Consider the following 20,192-nt stretch of genomic DNA (forward strand, 5'->3'; position numbering starts at 1 on the left):
AATAAAAAGATAAACAATGAAAAGAATTATATATATACTAACAGGAATAGCCTTACTATCGCTATCCTCTTGCTCAGATTTTCTAGAGCCTAAATCTCAAAGTGAGTATGTTCCTAAAGATGCAAATGCTTTGCAGGAAATGCTGATAGGCTCCGCTTATCCCAAACAAGACAAAGGTAATAGCCTGCTAGCCTTTCTTAGTTTCTTCGACGATGATATTCAGTTTCATAAAACCGATTATGAATTTAGTATTAACTCTCTAAAAGAAGTAGAGGCCAAGCAAGCTGTTTATACATGGCAACCGGATATGTTTTTCATTATGGAAAGAAATGGTTACAATATTCAAAATGTCTGGGAGGGATACTATAACTATATTTTAGGTGCCAATGCCGCTCTCGATTATATCGGTGACGTAAGTGGTACGGAAGCTGAAAAAAATTATGTAATAGCTCAATCTCTCGGATTAAGAGCTTTCTATTATTTTATGTTGGTTAATCATTTTGGAGCACCATACAACTATAACAAACAAGCTTTAGGAGTTCCGCTCAAACTAGACAGCAATCTGCTCCCTGAAGACCAACTGTTAATGACACGAAACACCGTTGAGGAAGTATACAACCAAATTGTGGACGATCTGAATGAAGCTGAACGTTTATTCCTTACTTTGAGCAAAGATAAACAATATGAGCCCAATTATCTGGTCAACCTTCCAATGATACAATTACTGAAATCCCGTGTTTTTCTTTATATGGAAAACTGGAAAGATGCAGCTATATACGCCAATAAAGTAATAAATGACTGGTCTTTCTCTTTAATAGACTTAAACGCCCTCCCTTCTCCAACAGTGGCAGAGCCTTATTATAATTTTACATCTTTAAAATCATCTGAAGTTATTTGGTTATACGGAAGCGTTTCAGACCTTACCGTGTTCAATGATCAGTCGGTAGAGTATGAGGAAGAAGGTTACTTCGGTAATACCACCTACTACAGAGAAGCTTTTATCGCTTCTGATAACCTGATTGAAAGCTTTGAAGATGGAGATTTAAGAAAAGAAAAGTATATAGCGAAAGAGTACAATAAAGATGATTACGTTTTCTATGAAGACTCTTACACAACTTTTGGCAAGTACAAACTTTCGGCTACAGGTGAGCCTAGTGGATCGGAAAACTTTGCTTTATCCTTCAGACTAGGCGAAGCCTATTTAAATCTAGCAGAAGCAGCTGCTCATAATAATGACGAAGGTACAGCACTCTCTGCTTTAAAAACCTTACTGGCTAAACGTTATGCCCCCGACAAATTTGTTGAACCTACCGGATTAACCGGCGATGCGCTCAAAACTTTCATCAAAAGTGAAAGAAGAAAAGAACTTTGTTTTGAAGGGCAACGATGGTTTGACCTCCGACGCTACGGAATGCCACAAATTATTCATAGATGGGGAGAACAGGTATATACATTAAAACAGAATGACCCTTCCTATACTATGCCTATACCAGACGCTGTCTTGATTAAAAATAAGAAACTGGAACAGAACCCTTTAGCTCCAAAACGGGAAAGTTAATAGTATATATCTGATGAATTAAACAAAGGAAATGAATATGAGAAATATATATATTTTATGGGGATTACTTGCTTGTATGGCATTCACCTCATGTTATGAAGAAGATACACTGACTCCTACAGAAGGAGGCGTTGAATTACGCTTCAAAGTACCTCAAGGAAATAATAGCTGGGACGATGACATTGCTCAAATATACGAAGACTATAATGTATATCTGATTTATAAAGATTTGCAAAAGGAAGATTTTAACCGGAGCTGGACAGGTACAACATATGGTAGTGGCTACGAAGGCCAAGGCTGTGTAAATGATGAAATGACCAATTACTATGTCGAATTTATGAAAAAGCAAATCTTTGCATACTTGAATCCGCCGATCACTTCTAAAGTTCTGCCTATGTATTGGTATTTGGGATACAATGTCCATAGTAAAAGCGTATTAGAAATTGGAGGCGTGATCCTAGCGAGTTGGATTGTGCCCATACACGAGAATCGCGATGGGTTGGATTATTGGTGCACTTGTATGTTCGGAGAAGATAATCCCGGAGATCCTTATTTAATACCTACAGACAGGGCAGTGCTTGACAGACGCCGGAAAATGATATTGGGTCCCATATTGGAAAAAGCTGTAAAAGCCGGAAACATTGTTATACCTGAAGAATTTGAGGCAGGATTCGACCATGTCACCAATCTGGTAAGAGGTTTGGGAATGGAAGATGACCCAAACTATTATCTTACCAGAGGATATCCGGGAAGTGTCAACACATATGTATTCAATAGTATCAGCACACCGGACAATAACTCTTATCCTCCAACCAATGAAGAGACTTTTATAGGATATATGCATCTTTCCATGTTCTATAACCAAGCTCAATTAGCAGAGGAATATCCGGCTGATAAATATCCTTTTCTTGCCGAAAAGTTCGCTTTCGTACAAAAATATTTGAAAGATAAATATCAGATTGATCTGGAAGCAATAGCCAACGGACCGGAAAATTGGGATTTACCTTTACCTCCAATACCGGAAACGCCCGATGAAGAATAACAACTCTGACAATTAACTATAAACTTATAATAATGACAAAAGTAAGAAATTCATTGCTAACCATATTACTCTTATGCAGTGCCACTGTATGGGGAAATAACGGACTGAAAATATCAGGAAGAATAAAGGTATTAAAGCCAACGACTTTGCAAATAAAAGACATGAACGAAAGCGTTGTATTAAGCTGTCTCATCGGCACGAATGGCACATTCTGTACCGACGAGACAGACATCCTCCCTGATGTCTATAAACTTTATTTAGGAGAAACCGAGCAGGATATTTATCTAGAGAATACTCCGGTAACAATCAATGGTTACTTTGATGAAAAGAACCCCGAACAAAGTTCGCTTTCATTCACCGGCATCGATTCGTTTCTGACTTTACAAAACTATATGCCTACAGAAAGAGATCCGGATATAGCAACGATTTCTGCTTCTGTCAAAGGGAAACTGACTCCCGGCATGGCAGCCGCACTAGCCTATCTGGCAAATATAAATGATTACCAATCCAACAAAATGTTGTTGGATATGATACCGGAACAAGACAGAAAGTCTTTATCTGCCAAATGGCTGGTAAATCGGGTAGAGGTCCTCTCCCATCAAATTATCAGCGCGGAATGTCCCGACTTTACATTCATAGATGCCAACGGAAAAAATGTAAGTCTGAAAGATTTCCGTGGGAAAATTGTCGTACTGGATTTCTGTGCTTCCTGGTGTGGTCCCTGTCGCAAAGAAATGCGTAGCATGCTGACAATATACAATGAACTGAAAGCTGACGATCTGGAATTTATCAGCGTCTCATTAGATGACAGCGAAGCTAAATGGAGAAAAATGCTGGACGAAGAAAAACTCCCGTGGGTGATGCTGTGGGACAAGACAGGCTTCCCTAAAAACAGTAAAACTCCAAGTGCTATCCAGAATGCTTATGGCTTCTACTCTATCCCCTTCCTTGTAGTCATTGACAAAGAAGGCAAACTCGCAGCACGCAACGTCCGGGGCGAACAGGTGCGCGAAGCCATTTTAAAAATAAGAAAATAACTAAACTGTATAAATTATAACTCATCCAACAATGAAGAAACTTATATTTCCTATCGTATGCTGTTTTGTCAGCATGGCAGTATCGGCCCAGTTAGTCAAACAAAAGGTAGAAACACAAAAGAAACAATCCGAACTGGACTGGTTTAACTGTTCTTTCGACCAAGACAGTGTGTACGGGGCTGAAGTAAACAAGGCCTATGATTACCTGAAAGCCAACAAAAAGAAAGCTAAAAAAAGACCGGTCGTCGCATTGATCGGAACAGGAATGGACGTAGAACACGAAGATCTGAAACAGGCTATCTGGGTCAATCCCAAAGAAAAGCTGAACCAGAAAGACGATGACAAGAATGGTTTGATAGACGACATCAATGGATGGAATTTCATCGGCGGTAAAGATGGTCAGGTCATGGAAGCCCTGACACGTGAAGGAGAACGTGAATTCTTCCGCCTCAAAGATAAATACGCTGATTATGTCTTTGATGGAAAGAAATATTATAAAATCGTTAACGGAAAACGTCAGGAGGTTCCCGCACCGGAAAATATGGAAGAATACAATTATTATCGTTTTAAGGTTATGCCGGAATCCAGAATTGGCGGTTCATACGGTGGCTTGCAACTTTCCTATGTAATTGAGGAATATATCGAAAAGTTCGACAAGGACATGAAAAAACGTTTTCCCGGAAAAGAACTGACTGTTGAAGAATTCCAGAGTTGTTATAATCCTAAAGCGGAAAGAGACAGTCTTTCTGAAGTTGCTTTTGTTTTTACAGCTTACTCATTCAGCATCTATAATACAGACAAGTGGGAAACTGTATATCAGAGAATGGGAAAGAAAAGCGCAGAAACTGCCAAAGCATCCTACGAAGATGCATTGAAGAAATATGGTACAGACAACCGGAGAGAAATTGTAGGTGACAATCCTTTGGATATTAATGACACGCATTACGGCAATAATGTACTGTTGACATCGGATGCAGCAACCGGTGTAATGAAAGCTGGTGTCATCGCAGCCAAACGTGACAATGGTATCGGAAGTAACGGTATTGCCGATAATGCCGAAATCATGACCTTGCGCATCCATCCGGGAGAAGGGGAACCTTACCTGAAAGATATGGCATTGGCCATCCGCTATGCAGTAAATCACGGAGCAGACGTTATCTTACTGCCGGAACAGAACTCCTTATATCCTGAAGAGCAGAAACAATGGGTAACAGATGCGCTGAAAGAGGCAGAAAAGAAAGGAGCATTAGTTATCGTTCCTGTTTGGGATCTGTCGATAGACATGGATAAAAGTGAATTCTTCCCGAACCGGAAGATGGGCAAGGATGGCGAGCTTACCAATTTCATGGTGGTTGCTTCATCCGACAAGAAAGGTAATCCGGTACTGAACACGAACTACGGCGCAACGACTCTTGACATCTATGCTCCGGGAACGGATATTTATTCTTCTTATATGGGCGATACTTACCAGAAAGGAACCGGTGAAGGAATGGCCTCGGCTACCGTGGCCGGTGTAGCTGCCCTTGTAAAATCTTATTTCCCCAAACTGACCGGCTCTCAAATCCGTGATATATTACTGAAAAGCGTCACCTCACGCAAAGGAGTGGAGGTAGAAAAAGGAATCCGTGTGAACGATAGTCCTTCACAAGATTTGTTTCTTTTTGACGATTTATGTATTTCCGGAGGTATCGTAAATGCTTATCAGGCAATTTTGGAAGCGGAAAAAGTCAGCAAATAAAGATTAGTCTATGAAGTATACTCGTATAACAGGAACCGTCATCGCCTTTTGCATGGCGGTCTCTTTATTCGCCCAACAATATAAAGCAACCATACCTTATCAAATGGTAGGCGGAAAAATGGTTATCGAAATGAAAGTGAACGGCACCGCACGTCCTTTTATCTTTGATACCGGGGGACGTACCGCACTCACGACCAAAGCCTGCCAAGTACTACAGATAGTGGCTACGGACTCGATGAAGGTGACGGATGTAAACAACGTGGAAAGCTATTACAAAACTGCGCGGATAGAAAATCTGACAACTCCCGATAATATTATCAACTTTAAAAATGCACCGTCGCTGGTTATCGATGAGGTAAAAGGTTGGGAATGTTTTGGAGTAGACGGTATTATCGGCAGCGATTTGTTTGCCAGTACCATTGTCAGCATAGATTCACAGACAAAAAATATCATAGTCACATCTGCAGAAAAGCCTTCTACGGTATCTTTACGGAAAATGCTGAATTTCACGAAAGATGGCGGTATGCCGATTATCAATATACAGATAGCCCCGGTGAGCAACATAACTGTATTATTTGATACAGGTAGTCCCAGTCTGTTATCTCTTATTGAAAGCGATTTTGAAAAAATCAAACCCGAAGCCTCTATGGAAGTGGTTTCCGAAGGATATGGAGAAGGGAGTATCGGAGTATCCGGTCAGGCGGACAAGGCGTCTTCTTACAGGGTTCGTATTCCATTGTTATCAGTCGGAGCCACCAAATTCCGTAACGTAACAACCAGCACCAACAATCACCCATACACATTATTGGGTGTCAAGCTGTTGCAATACGGTAAAGTGACCATTGACTATCCACGCGGAAGATTCTATTTTGAAGCATTTCAACCGGACAATGAAATAAACAATCAAGGTAATAATTTTGACTTGACGGTCAAAGACGGAGACTTATATGTATCTACTGTATGGAGCAGTACGAAAGGTAAGATAGCAGTCGGAGACAAGGTGATTAAAATCAATGGCAAACCTGCTAAGAAATATGACTTCTGCGAAAGTATTCTGAACGGAATACCGGAGTTGAAAGAAAAGAAGAAAACGAAACTGACGATCAAGACAGCTTCTGGAGTAAAGGATATTATCTATGAAAAAGAATAATATGAAAAGAATAGGAATACTGACCGGCTTATGGTTGCTGTTATTTCTAAACTGCGGACAAAGAATGGCAGCGCAAATCCGGAATAAGGTTTGCGACACCATTCCTTATGAATTTATACAAGAGAAAATCATTATCCCCGTCACCGTTAACGGTATAAAAGTGAAATATATCGTCGATACGGGAGGAAGAACCGGAACTATGTATGATGCTGCGACGGAAATGAAAGCTACTGCCGCAGGATATATGCGTATTTCCGATGTGAATGCACAAGGCTCCAATTATCAGGAAGCACATGTACAGAATGTATCTATCGGGGAAAACTATAAAATCAAGCAGTTGAAGACAATGGTACTGCCAAAGAATCCATTCTTCACCGGACTAGGGGTTGTCGGTATTCTTGGAGGAGACGCTTTCGCACAGTCGGTAGTTACATTCGATTCCCGTTCTAAAATAATGGTTATCAATTATCCGTATCGTCCTGAAGGACTAAAAGTAACGGATGGGATTCCACTGTTGGATGAGACGGAGCATCATTCCATCGTCAACGTCCGCTTAGGGGATAATGATTTCAAGGTTCTGTTCGATACGGGTGCAGATGGATTTCTGCTTTATTCTACAGAAGATTATGAGAGACTGTCTGACATTTCAAAAGTTACTAATCACGGATATGGTATCGTAGCTGCCGGAATAACAGGTCTGGGCAAGCCGGTAGATATAAAGAAGGTGACTGTTCCCCCCATCAACATCATGGGGAAAGAATTCACAAATGTGGGTAGTACGACCACGGTGATGAATGGAAGCATCATCGGAGTGGATTTACTGGAATACGGTAAAGTAATTATCGATTATATGCGCAGACGGTTCTACTTTTTTCCGTTTGAAGAAGGAAAAACCGACATGGGCGGTGCTCCAGCTCTCTGGAACGTAAGTATACTGCCGCGCAATGAGAGATTTGAAATCACAACGATCTGGGACAGCATGAAAGATAAAGTAGCTTTCGGCGACCAGGTGATTAACATCAACGGTACTTCTCTGGAAGATTGTCCCATGAGCCAGATGGCTGTAGAAGATATCATGAATGCCATCCCCAGTGATACCGGTTATATTATTGTCAAGAAAGACAATCAAGAGAAAAGAATTGAAATCAGGAAAGAGAAATGAACTTTAAACAGAAAAAAGATATGAAGCGAATAATAACAAAGATGTATCTCTGTCTACTTGCATTTTGTATTGCCGGAGGAATCAGTGTACAGACACAGAACAGTATGACAGAGGTCATTCCATTCAAAACCATTGATGGAAAGATAATCGTAGAAGCCGCCATAAATGGCGAAGTGGCAGACTTTGTCCTCGATCTGTCAGGACATAACGCCCTGCTTCCTGAGGCCATCAAGAAGTTACACATCGACACGGGGAAGAACGGTACTTTTAGTGCTTATCAGGATTTTGTATTCAAACAAGTACCTGTTGGAAAAGTATATGAAATGGCAACTGTTGCTATTGGCAACAATACGTTTAGCAACGATCTTCCAGCTTTCGTTCTGGAAGACGAACCGTATCTACGCAAGCTGGGAGTGATGGGTGTATTAAGCGGTGCCATTTTCCGCACTTCTGTTCTGACCATTGATATGCAACGGAAAAAGCTCACAATTACGCAGCCCTATCGTCCCTCTTATATGAAATTAAACTACCGGGAGAACTTTGATCTGATTACAGGATTAGGAATCGTATGTCCGATATCCATTCAAGGGAAACCTGTTTCTCTTGTTCTGGATACGTGGAGCGAAGGACTGGTGAATCTTACCGAAAAAGATTTCAATACATGGAGCGCACAATACACCAAAGGAACCAACCAAAAAGTTTCCAATGGATATAAAGAAGCCACTCAAGAAGAGGAAAGCCTCATCTTACCAGAAACCATGTTCGTAAAAACAAAGATTGAAGATGCCATGGCAGTGAAGAACCCGTACTTGAAACGCTCTGTATTAGGCAAAAAAATACTGGACTACGGAATCATATCCATTGACTATATTCATCAGAAAATTTATTTCCAGCCATTTGACATGGTTCCCATACCGGAAGCGGAAGCTAAAGTAACGGAAACTAAAATTGAAAACGGTAAACTGAATCCGATTACCCGCCAATTCTTCCTCGAACACATCTTCGACTACAGAAAAGGGAATGATTTCGTTTATAACGGCGACAAACCGGTTGTGATTGATTTCTGGGCAACTTGGTGCGGACCTTGCATGCGCTTACTTCCGGAAATGGAAAAGCTGGCCGAAAAGTATAAAGGTAAAGTTGTATTCTACAAGGTTAATGCGGACAAAGAAAAGGATTTATGCAATCACTTCGGTGTACAGGCATTGCCTACCTTATTCTTCATACCTGCAGGCGGCAAACCGATTATTGAAGTCGGAGCCACTCCGGAGAAGTACGTACAAATCATCGAAGAACAACTACTGAAATAAAAACTCTCTCTTAATTATATAACTAAATTAATCTGAAACTTTAGCTAAAAGCCGGACATCGTTCCGGCTTTTTTATTTCCATATTATTGGAACTTATCATATAAACAAGTACATTTGCCCTGTCAAACCTATTTATAACTTAACACACATTTTGACCATGAAGAAAAGTATTTCTCTTCTTCTTTTGTCCTTATTAATGATTACCCCCAGTTGTCAGAAGACAAAAGAAGCGGTGAACGAGTACAACATCGTTCCCAACCCCAACCAGATTCTTCCACAGGAAGGACGCTTTGAACTAAACAACAAAGTCTGCCTCGTAGTTCCTTCGGATGCTCCGGAAGTAAAAAGCATTGCCGACAGCTTAGCCGGACAACTAAAACTGACAGCAGGAATTTCCTTGAAAGAAGCTGAAAGTGCAGACGGAAAAACAGCAATCTCTTTTGTTGTACAGGAAGGTATGCCGAAAGAAGGTTATAAATTGTCGGTTACTCCCAGTCTCATTACACTCACCGCTTCCCAACCGAACGGATTCTTTTATGGAGTGCAGACTCTTTATCAGTTACTCCCTCCGGCAATTTACGGAAAGCAGTTGGATAAAAAAGCTGACTGGTCGGTTCCTGCCGTAGAAATTGAAGATTCACCCCGTTTTGTTCATCGCGGACTCATGTTGGATGTTTGCCGCCATTATGTACCGATTGACTACATTTACAAGTTTATCGACTTACTGGCTATGAACAAGATGAATGTCTTCCACTGGCATTTGACAGACGATCAGGGATGGAGAATTGAGATCAAGAAATATCCCAAATTGACGGAAATCGGTTCCAAGCGTGAAAAGACATTGGTAGACTATTACTATGTAAACTATCCGCAAGTATTCGACGGAAAAGAACATGGAGGTTATTATACACAGGAGCAAATCAAAGAGGTAGTGGCTTATGCTGCAAGCAAATATATCAATGTCGTTCCCGAAATAGAAATGCCGGGACATGCATTGGCTGCACTTGCTGCCTATCCGGAATTGTCATGCGACTCGACACAGACTTACAAGGTATCTCCTACCTGGGGAGTATTCGAGCAGGTATTCTGTCCAAGTGAAACGACTTTCAAATTCTTTGAAGGAGTGATGGATGAAGTGATAGAATTATTCCCCAGCGAATACATTCACATCGGTGGCGACGAATGTCCCAAGACAGCATGGAAGAACAGTGCTTTCTGCCAGCAGTTAATCCGTCAGTTAGGATTGAAAGATGATACGACTCCCAGTAAGATAGACGGAATAAAACACAGCAAAGAAGATAAGTTGCAGAGCTATTTCGTTACCCGCATGGAGAAATACCTGAATAGTAAAGGCAAAAACATCATCGGCTGGGATGAGATTCTCGAAGGTGGTCTGGCTCCCAATGCGACTGTTATGTCATGGCGCGGTGTAGAAGGAGGTATGAATGCAGCCAAAGCTGGGCATAATGCCATCATGACTCCGAATCCTTATGTATATTTGGACTACTATCAAGAAGAGCCGGAAATTGCTCCGACTACTATCGGCGGATACAATACCTTGAAGAAAACATATAGCTACAACCCTGTTCCGGACGACGCTGACGAGCTTGCCAAGAAACATATCATCGGAATACAAGGAAATATCTGGAGAGAGTATATGCAAACTTCAGAACGTACAGACTATCAAGCTTTCCCGCGTGCAATGGCTATCGCCGAAACGGCCTGGACACAAAACGCAAACAAAGACTGGAAGAATTTCTGCGAACGGATGGTGACTGAATTTGAACGTTTGAAAGTTATGAACACCCAGCCTTGTCTCAATTTCTTTGACGTAAATATAAATACGCACGCAGATGAGAACGGTCCTTTAATGGTATTGCTGGAAAGTTTTTACCCGGATGCGGAAATCCGGTATACAACGGACGGCAGCGAACCGTCCAAAGCGTCCGCTTTATATGAAAAGCCTTTTGTTCTTGAAGGCAATATCGACCTGAAAGCTGCTGCTTTCAAAGACGGAAAGATATTGGGCAAAGTAGCCCACAAGCCACTGTATGGCAATTTATTGACAGGAAAGCCCTATACGGTTAATTATACGATGGGATGGACAGGCGATATATTCGATGAAAACGATGTATTAGGAGCCGACCAGACTACTTTCGGACTGACCAATGGTAAACGAGGTAACAACGCTTCGTATACTCCATGGTGTAGCTTCGGTATCGTTGAAGGTAAGGATTTGGAATTTATCGTTCACTTGGATAAGCCGACACAAGTCAGCAAAGTTATTTTCGGTTCTTTATTTAATCCTGCCATGAGAATTCTTCCTGCAGGAGGAGTTGCCGTAGAAGTATCAGCAGACGGTAAGCAATACACACCGATAGCCGAAAAAGCTTTGAAACACGATTATCCGGAAACAGGAAGAATTGCATTCACCGATTCCATTGAATTTGAACCGACACAGGCTACGTTCCTGAAAGTCAAAATCAAGAATGGCGGCACACTGCGTAATGGTGTCAACTTTGAAAAGAATAACGGTCCGGAAGTCATTCCTGCCGAATTATGGATAGATGAAATAGAAGCATATTGACCAAAGACAATCGGCAAATGCTGTTCAACAAAATCACCCATACTACAGATTAAACTCTAGCATGGGTGATTTTTATATTTATAAGGGTTTTAATCCCCTTCTATGATCGGATATAAACCGGATTAAATAAGTCCTTTGGCAGAAAGATAACGTTCAGCTTCCAAAGCAGCTTTGCAACCACTTCCAGCAGCCGTAATAGCCTGACGATAATGCGGATCGGCAACGTCTCCTGCTGCAAAAACTCCGGGGACTTTTGTACGGGGACTATCACCTTCCGTGATGATATAACCCACTTCGTCCGTATCAACGTATTCTTTAAATATTTCAGTATTCGGCTGATGTCCGATAGCCAGGAAGAAACCGTCGATAGGCAAGCTATAACGTTCTTCATCCGGTTCCCCCCAACGTTTCACCAGGTTTACACCTTCTACCCCATTATCGCCAAACAAACCAACCGCATTGTGTTCAAAAAGAACTTCAATCTTCTCGTGGTTCATTACTCGCTCCTGCATAATCTTCGATGCACGCAGAAAAGGTTTGCGGACAATCAGATATACTTTGGATGCAAGTCCGGCAAGATAAACAGCTTCTTCACACGCTGTATCACCGCCACCGACTACAGCTACAACTTTCTTACGATAGAAAAATCCGTCACAAGTAGCGCAAGCACTTACCCCCATTCCGGCATATTTCTTCTCATCCTCCAGTCCCAGATATTTAGCAGTAGCTCCGGTAGCAATAATCAATGATTCTGTTTCAATAACCTTATCACCGTCGATTGTTATTTTATAAGGAGCTTTGCTCAAATCGGCCGCTGTAGCAATACCGAAACGAATGTCTGTTCCGAAACGGCTTGCTTGTGCACGCAAGTCTTCCATCAACTGCGGACCACTGATTCCTTCCGGATAACCGGGGAAGTTCTCCACATCCGTAGTAGTAGTCAACTGGCCACCCGGTTGCAATCCTTCATAAAGTACCGGACATAAATTTGCACGTCCTGCATAAATCGCTGCCGTATATCCGGCAGGTCCTGAACCTATAATCAGGCATTTTACTTTTTCTATTTCTGCCATTTTAATTTATCTTTTTCGTTTTGTTATAAACGTATATTATCTCAAATCTATCACCTCCGCATTGGGATATTGCTTTTTATCAAACGTAAAAACCTGATCCGCATAATTCTGCTTTGTCTGATAACTTGTAATGGTTATCTCATTACGTGTCTGTTGACCACGCTGTTGAAGCAAAATATACAAAGGTTCATAAGTATCCTTCGTCACAAAAAGAGTGATACGTTCCAACTCCTGTTTCTTATCTCTGGCAGTCAAAACGACTTCCCAAACAGCTTTTCCACGATACATCTTAGTTGCTCCCAACTTATAAGAGAATCCTTTCTGATACATATATAGAAATGTATACGGATTAATCTGCTGCAACTCTTCCTGTGTCGGATTGCTGACGTTCACTTCATCATTCTTTGTCACATAACTCCACTGCGTTTTTCCATCAAACCAAGTGATGATATCCGACGTTTTCAGTACGAATTTCTCTCCTTTCAACTGAATCGTTCCATTTTCAGCACCTTCTACCAGACCGTTCGTCACAGCCTTTACAGTAAAATCGGCCTTTACACCACCTGCTTTACGAAACGCCTCTGCCGTCTTATCAAGAATGACTTTAGCCTGCGACTGCTGTTGTTGGGCAATCACAGGCAAAGACAGTAAAGCTATTAAAACACTAAAAATGTATTTTCTCATTTGATTAATAAACGAACGGTTACTGTAAATTGTTCAATCGCATTTCAAGATCATTATCATCCATGCACAAGACATCGCGTGCCTTGCTTCCCTGGGTAGGGCCTACGATTCCCGCTTTTTCGAGTTGGTCCATAATACGTCCGGCACGGTTGTAACCGATAGCGAATTTACGCTGAATTAACGAAGTGGAACCTTGCTGATGAATCACTACCAATCGGGCTGCATCTTCGAACAACGGATCGAGACGTCCCATATCAATATCTCCTACTTCACTACCACCATCTTCGCTCACGAATTCAGGCAGGAAGAACGGAGTAGGATAACTTTGCTGACGAGCGATGAACTTCGTAATTTCTTCCACTTCCGGCGTATCGATAAAGGCACACTGCACACGCACCGGATCGGCTCCCTGCAAGAAGAGCATATCCCCCTTACCAATCAGGCGGTTAGCACCCGGACGGTCGAGAATGGTACGGGAGTCCATCATGGCGGATACACGGAATGCGATACGCGCCGGGAAGTTGGCTTTGATCGTACCCGTAATAATATTTGTAGTCGGACGCTGTGTAGCAATAATCATGTGAATACCGACAGCACGCGCCAACTGTGCAATACGGGCAATCGGAAGTTCCACTTCCTTACCGGCAGTCATAATCAAATCTCCGAACTCATCAATCACCACTACGATATATGGCATAAACTTATGTCCCTTTTCCGGATTCAAACGACGGTTGACAAATTTTTCGTTATATTCTTTGATATTACGCACATGCGCCATCTTCAAAAGATCATAACGGGTATCCATCTCCACACAAACAGAGTTCAAGGTTTGCACTACTTTCGTTACGTCCGTAATAATAGGTTCGCCTCCATCAGGAAGTTTGGCAAGGAAGTGATTTTCAATCACCGAATAGATACTGAATTCCACTTTCTTCGGGTCGACCAGTACAAACTTCAATTCTGCCGGATGTTTCTTATATAATAAAGAAGTGATAATAGCATTCAAACCGACAGATTTACCCTGACCGGTTGCACCTGCCACCAATACGTGCGGCATCTTGCAAAGGTCGAACATAAAAACTTCGTTCGTGATCGTCTTACCCAATACAATAGGCAAGTCATATTTGGATTCCTGAAATTTCTTGCTTCCGATCACACTTTGTCCGGAAACAATCTTCGGATTCTTGTTCGGTACTTCAATACCGATGGTTCCTTTACCCGGTATCGGAGCAATAATACGGATACCATCAGCGGAAAGGCTCAATGCGATATCATCTTCCAAACCACGGATTTTAGAAATACGCACTCCCTGTTCCGGAGTAATTTCATATAAAGTTACCGTAGGTCCTACGGTTGCTTTAATCGTACTGATTTCGATTCCGAAGCTACGTAATGTATTGATGATGCGGTCTTTATTTGCATTCTGCTCGTCCATGTCAATCGTCGGATCATCATTTTCGAAATGCTTCATCAGGTCGATAGTCGGGAAACGGTAGTTCTCCAGATCTTTAGTAGGATTATAAGGTTCAAGTTCAGGTCCCTGATATTCTTCTTCCGAAACTGCCGATTCTACCTCAAACCCAGGTTCCGCCTCTTCCAAAGAGTCTTCCTGCACAATAGGAGCAAGATTGGAAACTGTCGGTTCAAATACCATAGTCACTCCTTCACTTTCGTCAGATACAGAAGTATCTTCCTTTTCCGGTTTATTAATAGGGAGGTTTTCTTCAGGTTCTTCAGCCTGAATATCCATCACTGGTACCGGAGGAGGTGTCTGTTTATACGTCCGTTTCAAATTGAACTCCACTTCTTGCGGTTGGGAAGTTGTAAATTCCGGATCGTCTTCTCCTTCCGGAACGTTCTCTTTTTCTTCTTTCTTTTCGCGTTTCAGGAAACTCAATGCAAAAAGTTTACGCAACCAGATAACGGTACGTGCACTTATATATATAAAGAAACAGATAGCGGTTATCAACAGGATCATCCACACACCAGGTACTCCTACTTGCGAAATCAGCCAACGACTGACATTATATCCGTGCATACCTCCCAAATAAATGAAAGAATCCTGATAATGATCCATAAAGGCAAATCCGAAGAATACGGAGAACCAGACCAACAAGAGTGTGCAGCCGATAAACCACTTCCACAGACGTACAACACGTACACGCATCAACTTCAATCCTGCCACTGCCAGGAAAACAAGTATGAAAAAAGAGGAAACGCCGAAACAGTCATTAATCAAATAACTGGCCAATTGCGCTCCGCGTGAACCTGCATAATTCTTCACCTGATTATTAACGGCTGCCAAGTCTGCCGAACTGCCACTATCGATAATACTTTGGTCGGCAGCCCCCGTGAAGAAGAAGGAAGAAAAAGCCAACAACAGGTAAACGGAAAAGATGACCAGCATCAATCCGATTACAAAATGAATGGTTTCATTCTTACATACAGCCACAATTTTACTGGGGGAAGAGGGAGTACGTTCCGCCTCCTTATCTAATTTCTTCTTTGCCATGAGTCTTTAATTCTTTTTTATAAAACTGGAATAAGATTCTAAGCTGCAAAAATAATAAAAAAATAACGAGCACTACGCTCATTCAATCCTTTTTCTTACCTTTGCGTTTCAAATCAATATAGATCATGGAAAAAGAAAGCCAAACGATATTTGATAAAAACGTAATTGAGTTCGTAACGGTAGCTGCCGAATTTTGTGCATTTCTCGAACGTGCCGAACGCATGAAGCGTAGCACTTTCGTTGATACATCATTAAAAATACTTCCCCTGCTCTATCTCAAAGCATCTATGCTGCCCAAATGTGAGACTATCGGGGACGAAGCGCTCGAAACGTATGTCACAGAAGAGATTTACGAAATTCTGCGCATCAACCTTTCCGGATTGATGGCCGACAAGGATGATTATCTGGACGTATTCGTACAAGATATGGTGTATAGCGACCAGCCTATCAAGAAGTCTATATCGGAAGACCTGGCCGACATTTATCAGGATATTAAAGATTTCATATTTGTCTTCCAACTGGGACTGAACGAAACGATGAATGATTCATTGGCTATCTGCCAGGAGAACTTCGGTACACTGTGGGGACAGAAACTGGTAAACACGCTCCGTGCCCTTCATGATGTGAAATACAACCAGGAGGAAGAAGAGGAAGAAGGATTTTACGAACCAAGCGACGACAACGATTGTTGTGAAGAAGATGGCTGTCATTGCCACGATGACGATTGCCACTGCCACGAAGACGGTTGCCATTGCCATGATGATGAATTAAAATAGAAATGATTGTAAGAAGAACCATAGATAAAGATGAACTAAAAGAACTCCCGAAAACTGTCTTTCCGGGACGTATTTATGTTATCCAGTCGGAAGCTGAAACGGAAAGAGCAGTAGCTTACCTCCAATCCAGACCTGTGATAGGTATCGACAGCGAAACTCGTCCTTCCTTTACCAAAGGACAATCGCACAAAGTAGCACTTCTCCAGATTTCTTCCGAAGAATGCTGTTTCTTATTCCGTCTCAATATGACGGGATTGACCCAGCCATTGGTTGACTTGTTAGAAAACCCGGCTGTTATCAAAGTGGGACTTTCACTGAAAGACGACTTTATGATGCTGCATAAACGCGCACCTTTTACCCAACAAAGCTGTATCGAGTTGCAGGACTATGTGCGTCAATTCGGAATACAAGACAAAAGTCTGCAAAAGATTTACGCCATCTTATTCAAAGAAAAAATATCCAAATCACAACGCTTGTCCAACTGGGAAGCTGATGTATTAAGTGACGGACAGAAACAATACGCTGCTACCGATGCATGGGCGTGCCTCAATATCTATAATCTGCTGCAAGAGCTGAAACAGACAGGAGATTGGGAGGTTTCTCCGCTAACAGCTACAGTCTCTCCCACGGAGGAAGTGATAGGTAATAAAATAAGTGATTAATAACCAATAATAAAACCATCTAAAGCCCTTTCCCCGTTGGGAAAGAGGGTTGAGGAAAGACTACATTATGCATAAAGTATATCTCAAACCTGGTAAAGAAGATTCTCTTAAGAGATTCCACCCGTGGATTTTTTCCGGTGCTATCGCTCGTTTTGACGGAGAGCCCGATGAAGGTGAAGTTGTAGAAGTATATACCTCAAAAAAAGAATTTATTGCCGAAGGACATTTCCAGATCGGAAGTATTGCTGTGCGCGTACTGTCTTTCCGCCAGGAACCTATCGATCACGATTTTTGGAAACGCAAACTGGAAATAGCATATGCTATGCGTTGCAGTATCGGCATCGCCACCAATCCGGTCAACAATACTTACCGGCTTGTTCACGGTGAAGGAGACAATCTCCCCGGACTGGTGATTGACGTGTATGCCAAAACCGCTGTTATGCAGGCACACTCTGCAGGAATGCACGTAGACCGCATGACAATTGCCGAAGCTTTATCCGAAGTAATGGGTGACAAGATCGAAAATATCTACTATAAATCAGAAACAACCCTTCCTTTTAAGGCAGACCTTTTCCCTGAAAACGGTTTTCTGAAAGGAGGAAGCAATGACAATATCGCACAAGAATATGGATTGAAGTTCCATGTGGACTGGCTGAAAGGTCAAAAGACCGGGTTCTTTGTAGACCAGCGTGAAAATCGCTCTTTGCTGGAACGTTATGCCAAAGACCGTTCGGTACTGAATATGTTCTGCTACACTGGCGGATTCTCATTTTACGCTATGCGCGGAGGTGCGAAACTCGTCCACTCTGTCGACAGTTCAGCCAAAGCGATTGATCTGACTAACAAAAATGTGGAACTAAACTTTCCCGGTGATTCCCGTCACGAGGCGTTTGCCGAGGATGCTTTCAAATATCTCGACCGCATGGGCGACCAGTATGATTTAATCATCCTTGATCCGCCTGCATTCGCCAAACATAAAGATGCATTGCGGAATGCTTTGCAAGGCTACCGTAAGCTGAATGCCAAAGCATTCGAGAAAATCAAACCGGGCGGTATCCTGTTCACCTTCTCTTGTTCGCAAGTGGTAAGCAAAGATAATTTCCGTACTGCCGTATTTACCGCTGCAGCCATGTCAGGGCGTAGTGTACGCATCCTACACCAGCTGACTCAACCGGCTGACCATCCGGTAAACATCTATCATCCCGAAGGAGAATATTTAAAAGGGTTGGTACTCTACGTAGAATAATCGGTAAGGTGCCGGAGTCAAGTTTCCATTCGGATATCAGGCATTTCTCCGGAAGTATAACTGATCAGAGAGGGCAATAACAGAAAAATGGAAGATTCAAAGTTAATTAGAGTTAACAAACAGAAGATTTCCGAGAAAACATTATGTTGTATAACATAAACCCCATATCTTTGCACTGTGTTTTTCATGGTATTAGATTTAAGGTTAACAAAGATTGGCTGTCTGGGATAGATAGCCTTCTTTTTTTTATACCCTCTTCATTTGTTTTTTCACACCCAAATCTCATCTATTCTTCGCATTTATACCATTTTTATCCCCTTTTTATCAAATTACTTATCCACCTATTCAACGAAAATATTATATTTGCAAGGTTTATGAACGTGAAGAGAAACACAAATTAAAAAAGTCATGAGTATAAAAGTTCGTTTGATTATTATGAACTTCCTGCAATTCTTTGTATGGGGGTCATGGTTAATATCACTAGGTGGTTATATGGGAAGAGAACTTCATTTTGAAGGAGGACAGATCGGAGCCATTTTCGCCACCATGGGGATTGCCTCTTTGGTAATGCCGGGTATTATCGGTATTATCGCTGATAAATGGTTTAATGCAGAACGTTTATACGGACTTTGCCATATTGCAGGGGCAGGATGTCTCTTCTACGCTTCTACCGCAACGGGATACGACCAGATGTATTGGGCCATGTTGCTCAACTTGTTAGTATATATGCCTACTTTATCCCTCGCTAACACAGTATCGTACAATGCACTGGAACAATACAAATGTGACCTGATTAAAGACTTCCCTCCTATCCGTGTATGGGGAACAATCGGTTTTATCTGTGCCATGTGGGCTGTCGACCTTACCGGATTCAAGAATTCAAGTGCGCAACTTTATGTGGGCGGTGCTTCCGCATTGCTACTCGGACTTTATTCATTTACCCTCCCGGCCTGTCGACCGGCTAAATCTGAAAACAAATCATGGCTCTCCGCTTTCGGACTGGATGCGCTGGTATTATTCAAGAAAAAGAAAATGGCTATTTTCTTCCTTTTCTCCATGCTTCTAGGTGCAGCATTGCAGATTACGAATACTTACGGCGACCTTTTCTTAAGCAGTTTTGCCAGCATCCCTGAATATGCAGATTCTTTCGGAGTGAAACATTCAGTCATCCTGTTATCCATTTCACAGATGTCCGAAACATTGTTTATTCTTGCCATACCTTTCTTCCTGCGTCATTTCGGAATCAAACAAGTCATGCTAATCAGTATGTTCGCTTGGGTGTTCCGGTTCGGGCTGTTCGGTTTTGGAGATCCGGGATCGGGACTATGGATGCTGATCCTTTCCATGATCGTTTATGGTATGGCCTTTGATTTCTTCAACATTTCCGGTTCGTTGTTTGTTGAACAAGAAGCGAAATCTTCTATCCGTGCCAGTGCACAAGGATTGTTCTTCATGATGACTAACGGATTGGGAGCCATCATGGGGGGATATGCCAGCGGTGCGGTAGTTGATGCATTCTCGGTGTATGCTGACGGTAGACTGGTGAGCCGCGAATGGATGGATATCTGGCTGATCTTTGCCGCTTATGCGCTGGTGATCGGTATTCTGTTTGCCCTGATATTCAAGTACAAACACCAGCGAAAGTAAAACAAATT

The 20,192-nt window shown here is 42.1% G+C and carries 15 protein-coding genes; 12 read left to right on the forward strand and 3 right to left on the reverse strand.

Annotation, left to right across the window (positions count from 1 at the left end; all coding sequences use genetic code 11):
* Positions 1-16 precede the first annotated feature (16 nt).
* From AAHJ11_RS05425 to AAHJ11_RS05460, 8 genes are all read left to right on the forward strand, one after another.
* Positions 17-1,558 carry a RagB/SusD family nutrient uptake outer membrane protein gene (locus AAHJ11_RS05425; RefSeq protein ID WP_195648446.1) on the forward strand — a complete coding sequence of 514 codons (1,542 nt, stop codon included), beginning with the start codon at positions 17-19 and terminating at the stop codon, positions 1,556-1,558.
* Positions 1,559-1,589: 31 nt separating this feature from the next.
* On the forward strand, positions 1,590-2,600 hold the full coding sequence (locus AAHJ11_RS05430; RefSeq protein ID WP_195648447.1) for a hypothetical protein: 1,011 nt from the start codon (positions 1,590-1,592) through the stop codon (positions 2,598-2,600).
* A 32-nt stretch (positions 2,601-2,632) separates the two neighbouring features.
* A complete protein-coding gene (locus AAHJ11_RS05435) occupies positions 2,633-3,637 on the forward strand; it encodes a TlpA disulfide reductase family protein (RefSeq protein ID WP_320974203.1) in 1,005 nt (334 codons plus the stop codon).
* Positions 3,638-3,668: 31 nt separating this feature from the next.
* Positions 3,669-5,375: a S8 family serine peptidase gene (locus AAHJ11_RS05440; RefSeq protein ID WP_148364358.1), complete on the forward strand. Its 1,707-nt coding sequence runs from the start codon at positions 3,669-3,671 to the stop codon at positions 5,373-5,375.
* Between the two features lie 10 nt (positions 5,376-5,385).
* Positions 5,386-6,525 carry a hypothetical protein gene (locus AAHJ11_RS05445; protein WP_148364357.1) on the forward strand — a complete coding sequence of 380 codons (1,140 nt, stop codon included), beginning with the start codon at positions 5,386-5,388 and terminating at the stop codon, positions 6,523-6,525.
* Complete coding sequence (locus tag AAHJ11_RS05450; RefSeq protein ID WP_320979421.1) at positions 6,512-7,687, forward strand: hypothetical protein; 1,176 nt, start codon at positions 6,512-6,514, stop codon at positions 7,685-7,687. The genes AAHJ11_RS05445 and AAHJ11_RS05450 overlap by 14 nt, the downstream gene beginning before the upstream one ends.
* Positions 7,688-7,707: 20 nt before the next feature.
* A complete protein-coding gene (locus tag AAHJ11_RS05455) occupies positions 7,708-8,997 on the forward strand; it encodes a thioredoxin domain-containing protein (RefSeq protein WP_413579154.1) in 1,290 nt (429 codons plus the stop codon).
* A 157-nt stretch (positions 8,998-9,154) separates the two neighbouring features.
* On the forward strand, positions 9,155-11,584 hold the full coding sequence (locus AAHJ11_RS05460; protein WP_234131897.1) for a beta-N-acetylhexosaminidase: 2,430 nt from the start codon (positions 9,155-9,157) through the stop codon (positions 11,582-11,584).
* Positions 11,585-11,706: 122 nt separating this feature from the next.
* On the opposite strand, the gene trxB is transcribed toward AAHJ11_RS05460, so the two are convergent.
* Genes trxB through AAHJ11_RS05475 form a run of 3 tightly spaced genes read right to left on the reverse strand, consistent with a single transcriptional unit; the run spans position 11,707 to position 15,853 of the window.
* On the reverse strand, positions 11,707-12,657 hold the full coding sequence (trxB, locus tag AAHJ11_RS05465) for a thioredoxin-disulfide reductase (protein WP_004309849.1): 951 nt from the start codon (positions 12,655-12,657) through the stop codon (positions 11,707-11,709).
* 36 nt (positions 12,658-12,693) lie between these two features.
* A complete protein-coding gene (locus tag AAHJ11_RS05470) occupies positions 12,694-13,341 on the reverse strand; it encodes a LolA-like putative outer membrane lipoprotein chaperone (RefSeq protein ID WP_413579155.1) in 648 nt (215 codons plus the stop codon).
* Positions 13,342-13,360: 19 nt separating this feature from the next.
* Entirely contained in the window at positions 13,361-15,853 is a 2,493-nt protein-coding gene (locus tag AAHJ11_RS05475) for a DNA translocase FtsK (protein WP_297284628.1), read from the reverse strand.
* Between the two features lie 125 nt (positions 15,854-15,978).
* Between AAHJ11_RS05475 and AAHJ11_RS05480 the strand changes: the two genes are divergently transcribed.
* From AAHJ11_RS05480 to AAHJ11_RS05495, 4 genes are all read left to right on the forward strand, one after another.
* Positions 15,979-16,629, forward strand: a complete 651-nt coding sequence (locus AAHJ11_RS05480; protein ID WP_217721582.1) for a DUF5063 domain-containing protein — start codon at positions 15,979-15,981, stop codon at positions 16,627-16,629.
* Positions 16,630-16,631: 2 nt separating this feature from the next.
* Positions 16,632-17,291 carry a 3'-5' exonuclease gene (locus tag AAHJ11_RS05485; RefSeq protein WP_148364351.1) on the forward strand — a complete coding sequence of 220 codons (660 nt, stop codon included), beginning with the start codon at positions 16,632-16,634 and terminating at the stop codon, positions 17,289-17,291.
* A 67-nt stretch (positions 17,292-17,358) separates the two neighbouring features.
* The gene (locus tag AAHJ11_RS05490; RefSeq protein ID WP_148364350.1) at positions 17,359-18,537 is read left to right on the forward strand and encodes a class I SAM-dependent rRNA methyltransferase; all 1,179 of its coding nucleotides are present in this window, start codon (positions 17,359-17,361) and stop codon (positions 18,535-18,537) included.
* Positions 18,538-18,945: 408 nt separating this feature from the next.
* The gene (locus tag AAHJ11_RS05495) at positions 18,946-20,184 is read left to right on the forward strand and encodes a nucleoside permease (RefSeq protein ID WP_217721580.1); all 1,239 of its coding nucleotides are present in this window, start codon (positions 18,946-18,948) and stop codon (positions 20,182-20,184) included.
* Positions 20,185-20,192: the final 8 nt, after the last annotated feature.

Source organism: Bacteroides sp. 90-K9/2 (assembly GCF_047310725.1).
Classification (GTDB): Bacteria; Bacteroidota; Bacteroidia; order Bacteroidales; family Bacteroidaceae; genus Bacteroides; species Bacteroides vicugnae.

What these genes read in the sequence shown, in the direction of transcription:
- AAHJ11_RS05425 (WP_195648446.1), top strand. Translation starts at nt 17, where the DNA reads ATGAAAAGAATTATATATATACTAACAGGAATAGCCTTACTATCGCTA.
- AAHJ11_RS05430 (WP_195648447.1), top strand. Translation starts at nt 1,590, where the DNA reads ATGAATATGAGAAATATATATATTTTATGGGGATTACTTGCTTGTATG.
- AAHJ11_RS05435 (WP_320974203.1), top strand. Translation starts at nt 2,633, where the DNA reads ATGACAAAAGTAAGAAATTCATTGCTAACCATATTACTCTTATGCAGT.
- AAHJ11_RS05440 (WP_148364358.1), top strand. Translation starts at nt 3,669, where the DNA reads ATGAAGAAACTTATATTTCCTATCGTATGCTGTTTTGTCAGCATGGCA.
- AAHJ11_RS05445 (WP_148364357.1), top strand. Translation starts at nt 5,386, where the DNA reads ATGAAGTATACTCGTATAACAGGAACCGTCATCGCCTTTTGCATGGCG.
- AAHJ11_RS05450 (WP_320979421.1), top strand. Translation starts at nt 6,512, where the DNA reads ATGAAAAAGAATAATATGAAAAGAATAGGAATACTGACCGGCTTATGG.
- AAHJ11_RS05455 (WP_413579154.1), top strand. Translation starts at nt 7,708, where the DNA reads ATGAAGCGAATAATAACAAAGATGTATCTCTGTCTACTTGCATTTTGT.
- AAHJ11_RS05460 (WP_234131897.1), top strand. Translation starts at nt 9,155, where the DNA reads ATGAAGAAAAGTATTTCTCTTCTTCTTTTGTCCTTATTAATGATTACC.
- trxB (WP_004309849.1), bottom strand. Translation starts at nt 12,657, where the DNA reads ATGGCAGAAATAGAAAAAGTAAAATGCCTGATTATAGGTTCAGGACCT.
- AAHJ11_RS05470 (WP_413579155.1), bottom strand. Translation starts at nt 13,341, where the DNA reads ATGAGAAAATACATTTTTAGTGTTTTAATAGCTTTACTGTCTTTGCCT.
- AAHJ11_RS05475 (WP_297284628.1), bottom strand. Translation starts at nt 15,853, where the DNA reads ATGGCAAAGAAGAAATTAGATAAGGAGGCGGAACGTACTCCCTCTTCC.
- AAHJ11_RS05480 (WP_217721582.1), top strand. Translation starts at nt 15,979, where the DNA reads ATGGAAAAAGAAAGCCAAACGATATTTGATAAAAACGTAATTGAGTTC.
- AAHJ11_RS05485 (WP_148364351.1), top strand. Translation starts at nt 16,632, where the DNA reads ATGATTGTAAGAAGAACCATAGATAAAGATGAACTAAAAGAACTCCCG.
- AAHJ11_RS05490 (WP_148364350.1), top strand. Translation starts at nt 17,359, where the DNA reads ATGCATAAAGTATATCTCAAACCTGGTAAAGAAGATTCTCTTAAGAGA.
- AAHJ11_RS05495 (WP_217721580.1), top strand. Translation starts at nt 18,946, where the DNA reads ATGAGTATAAAAGTTCGTTTGATTATTATGAACTTCCTGCAATTCTTT.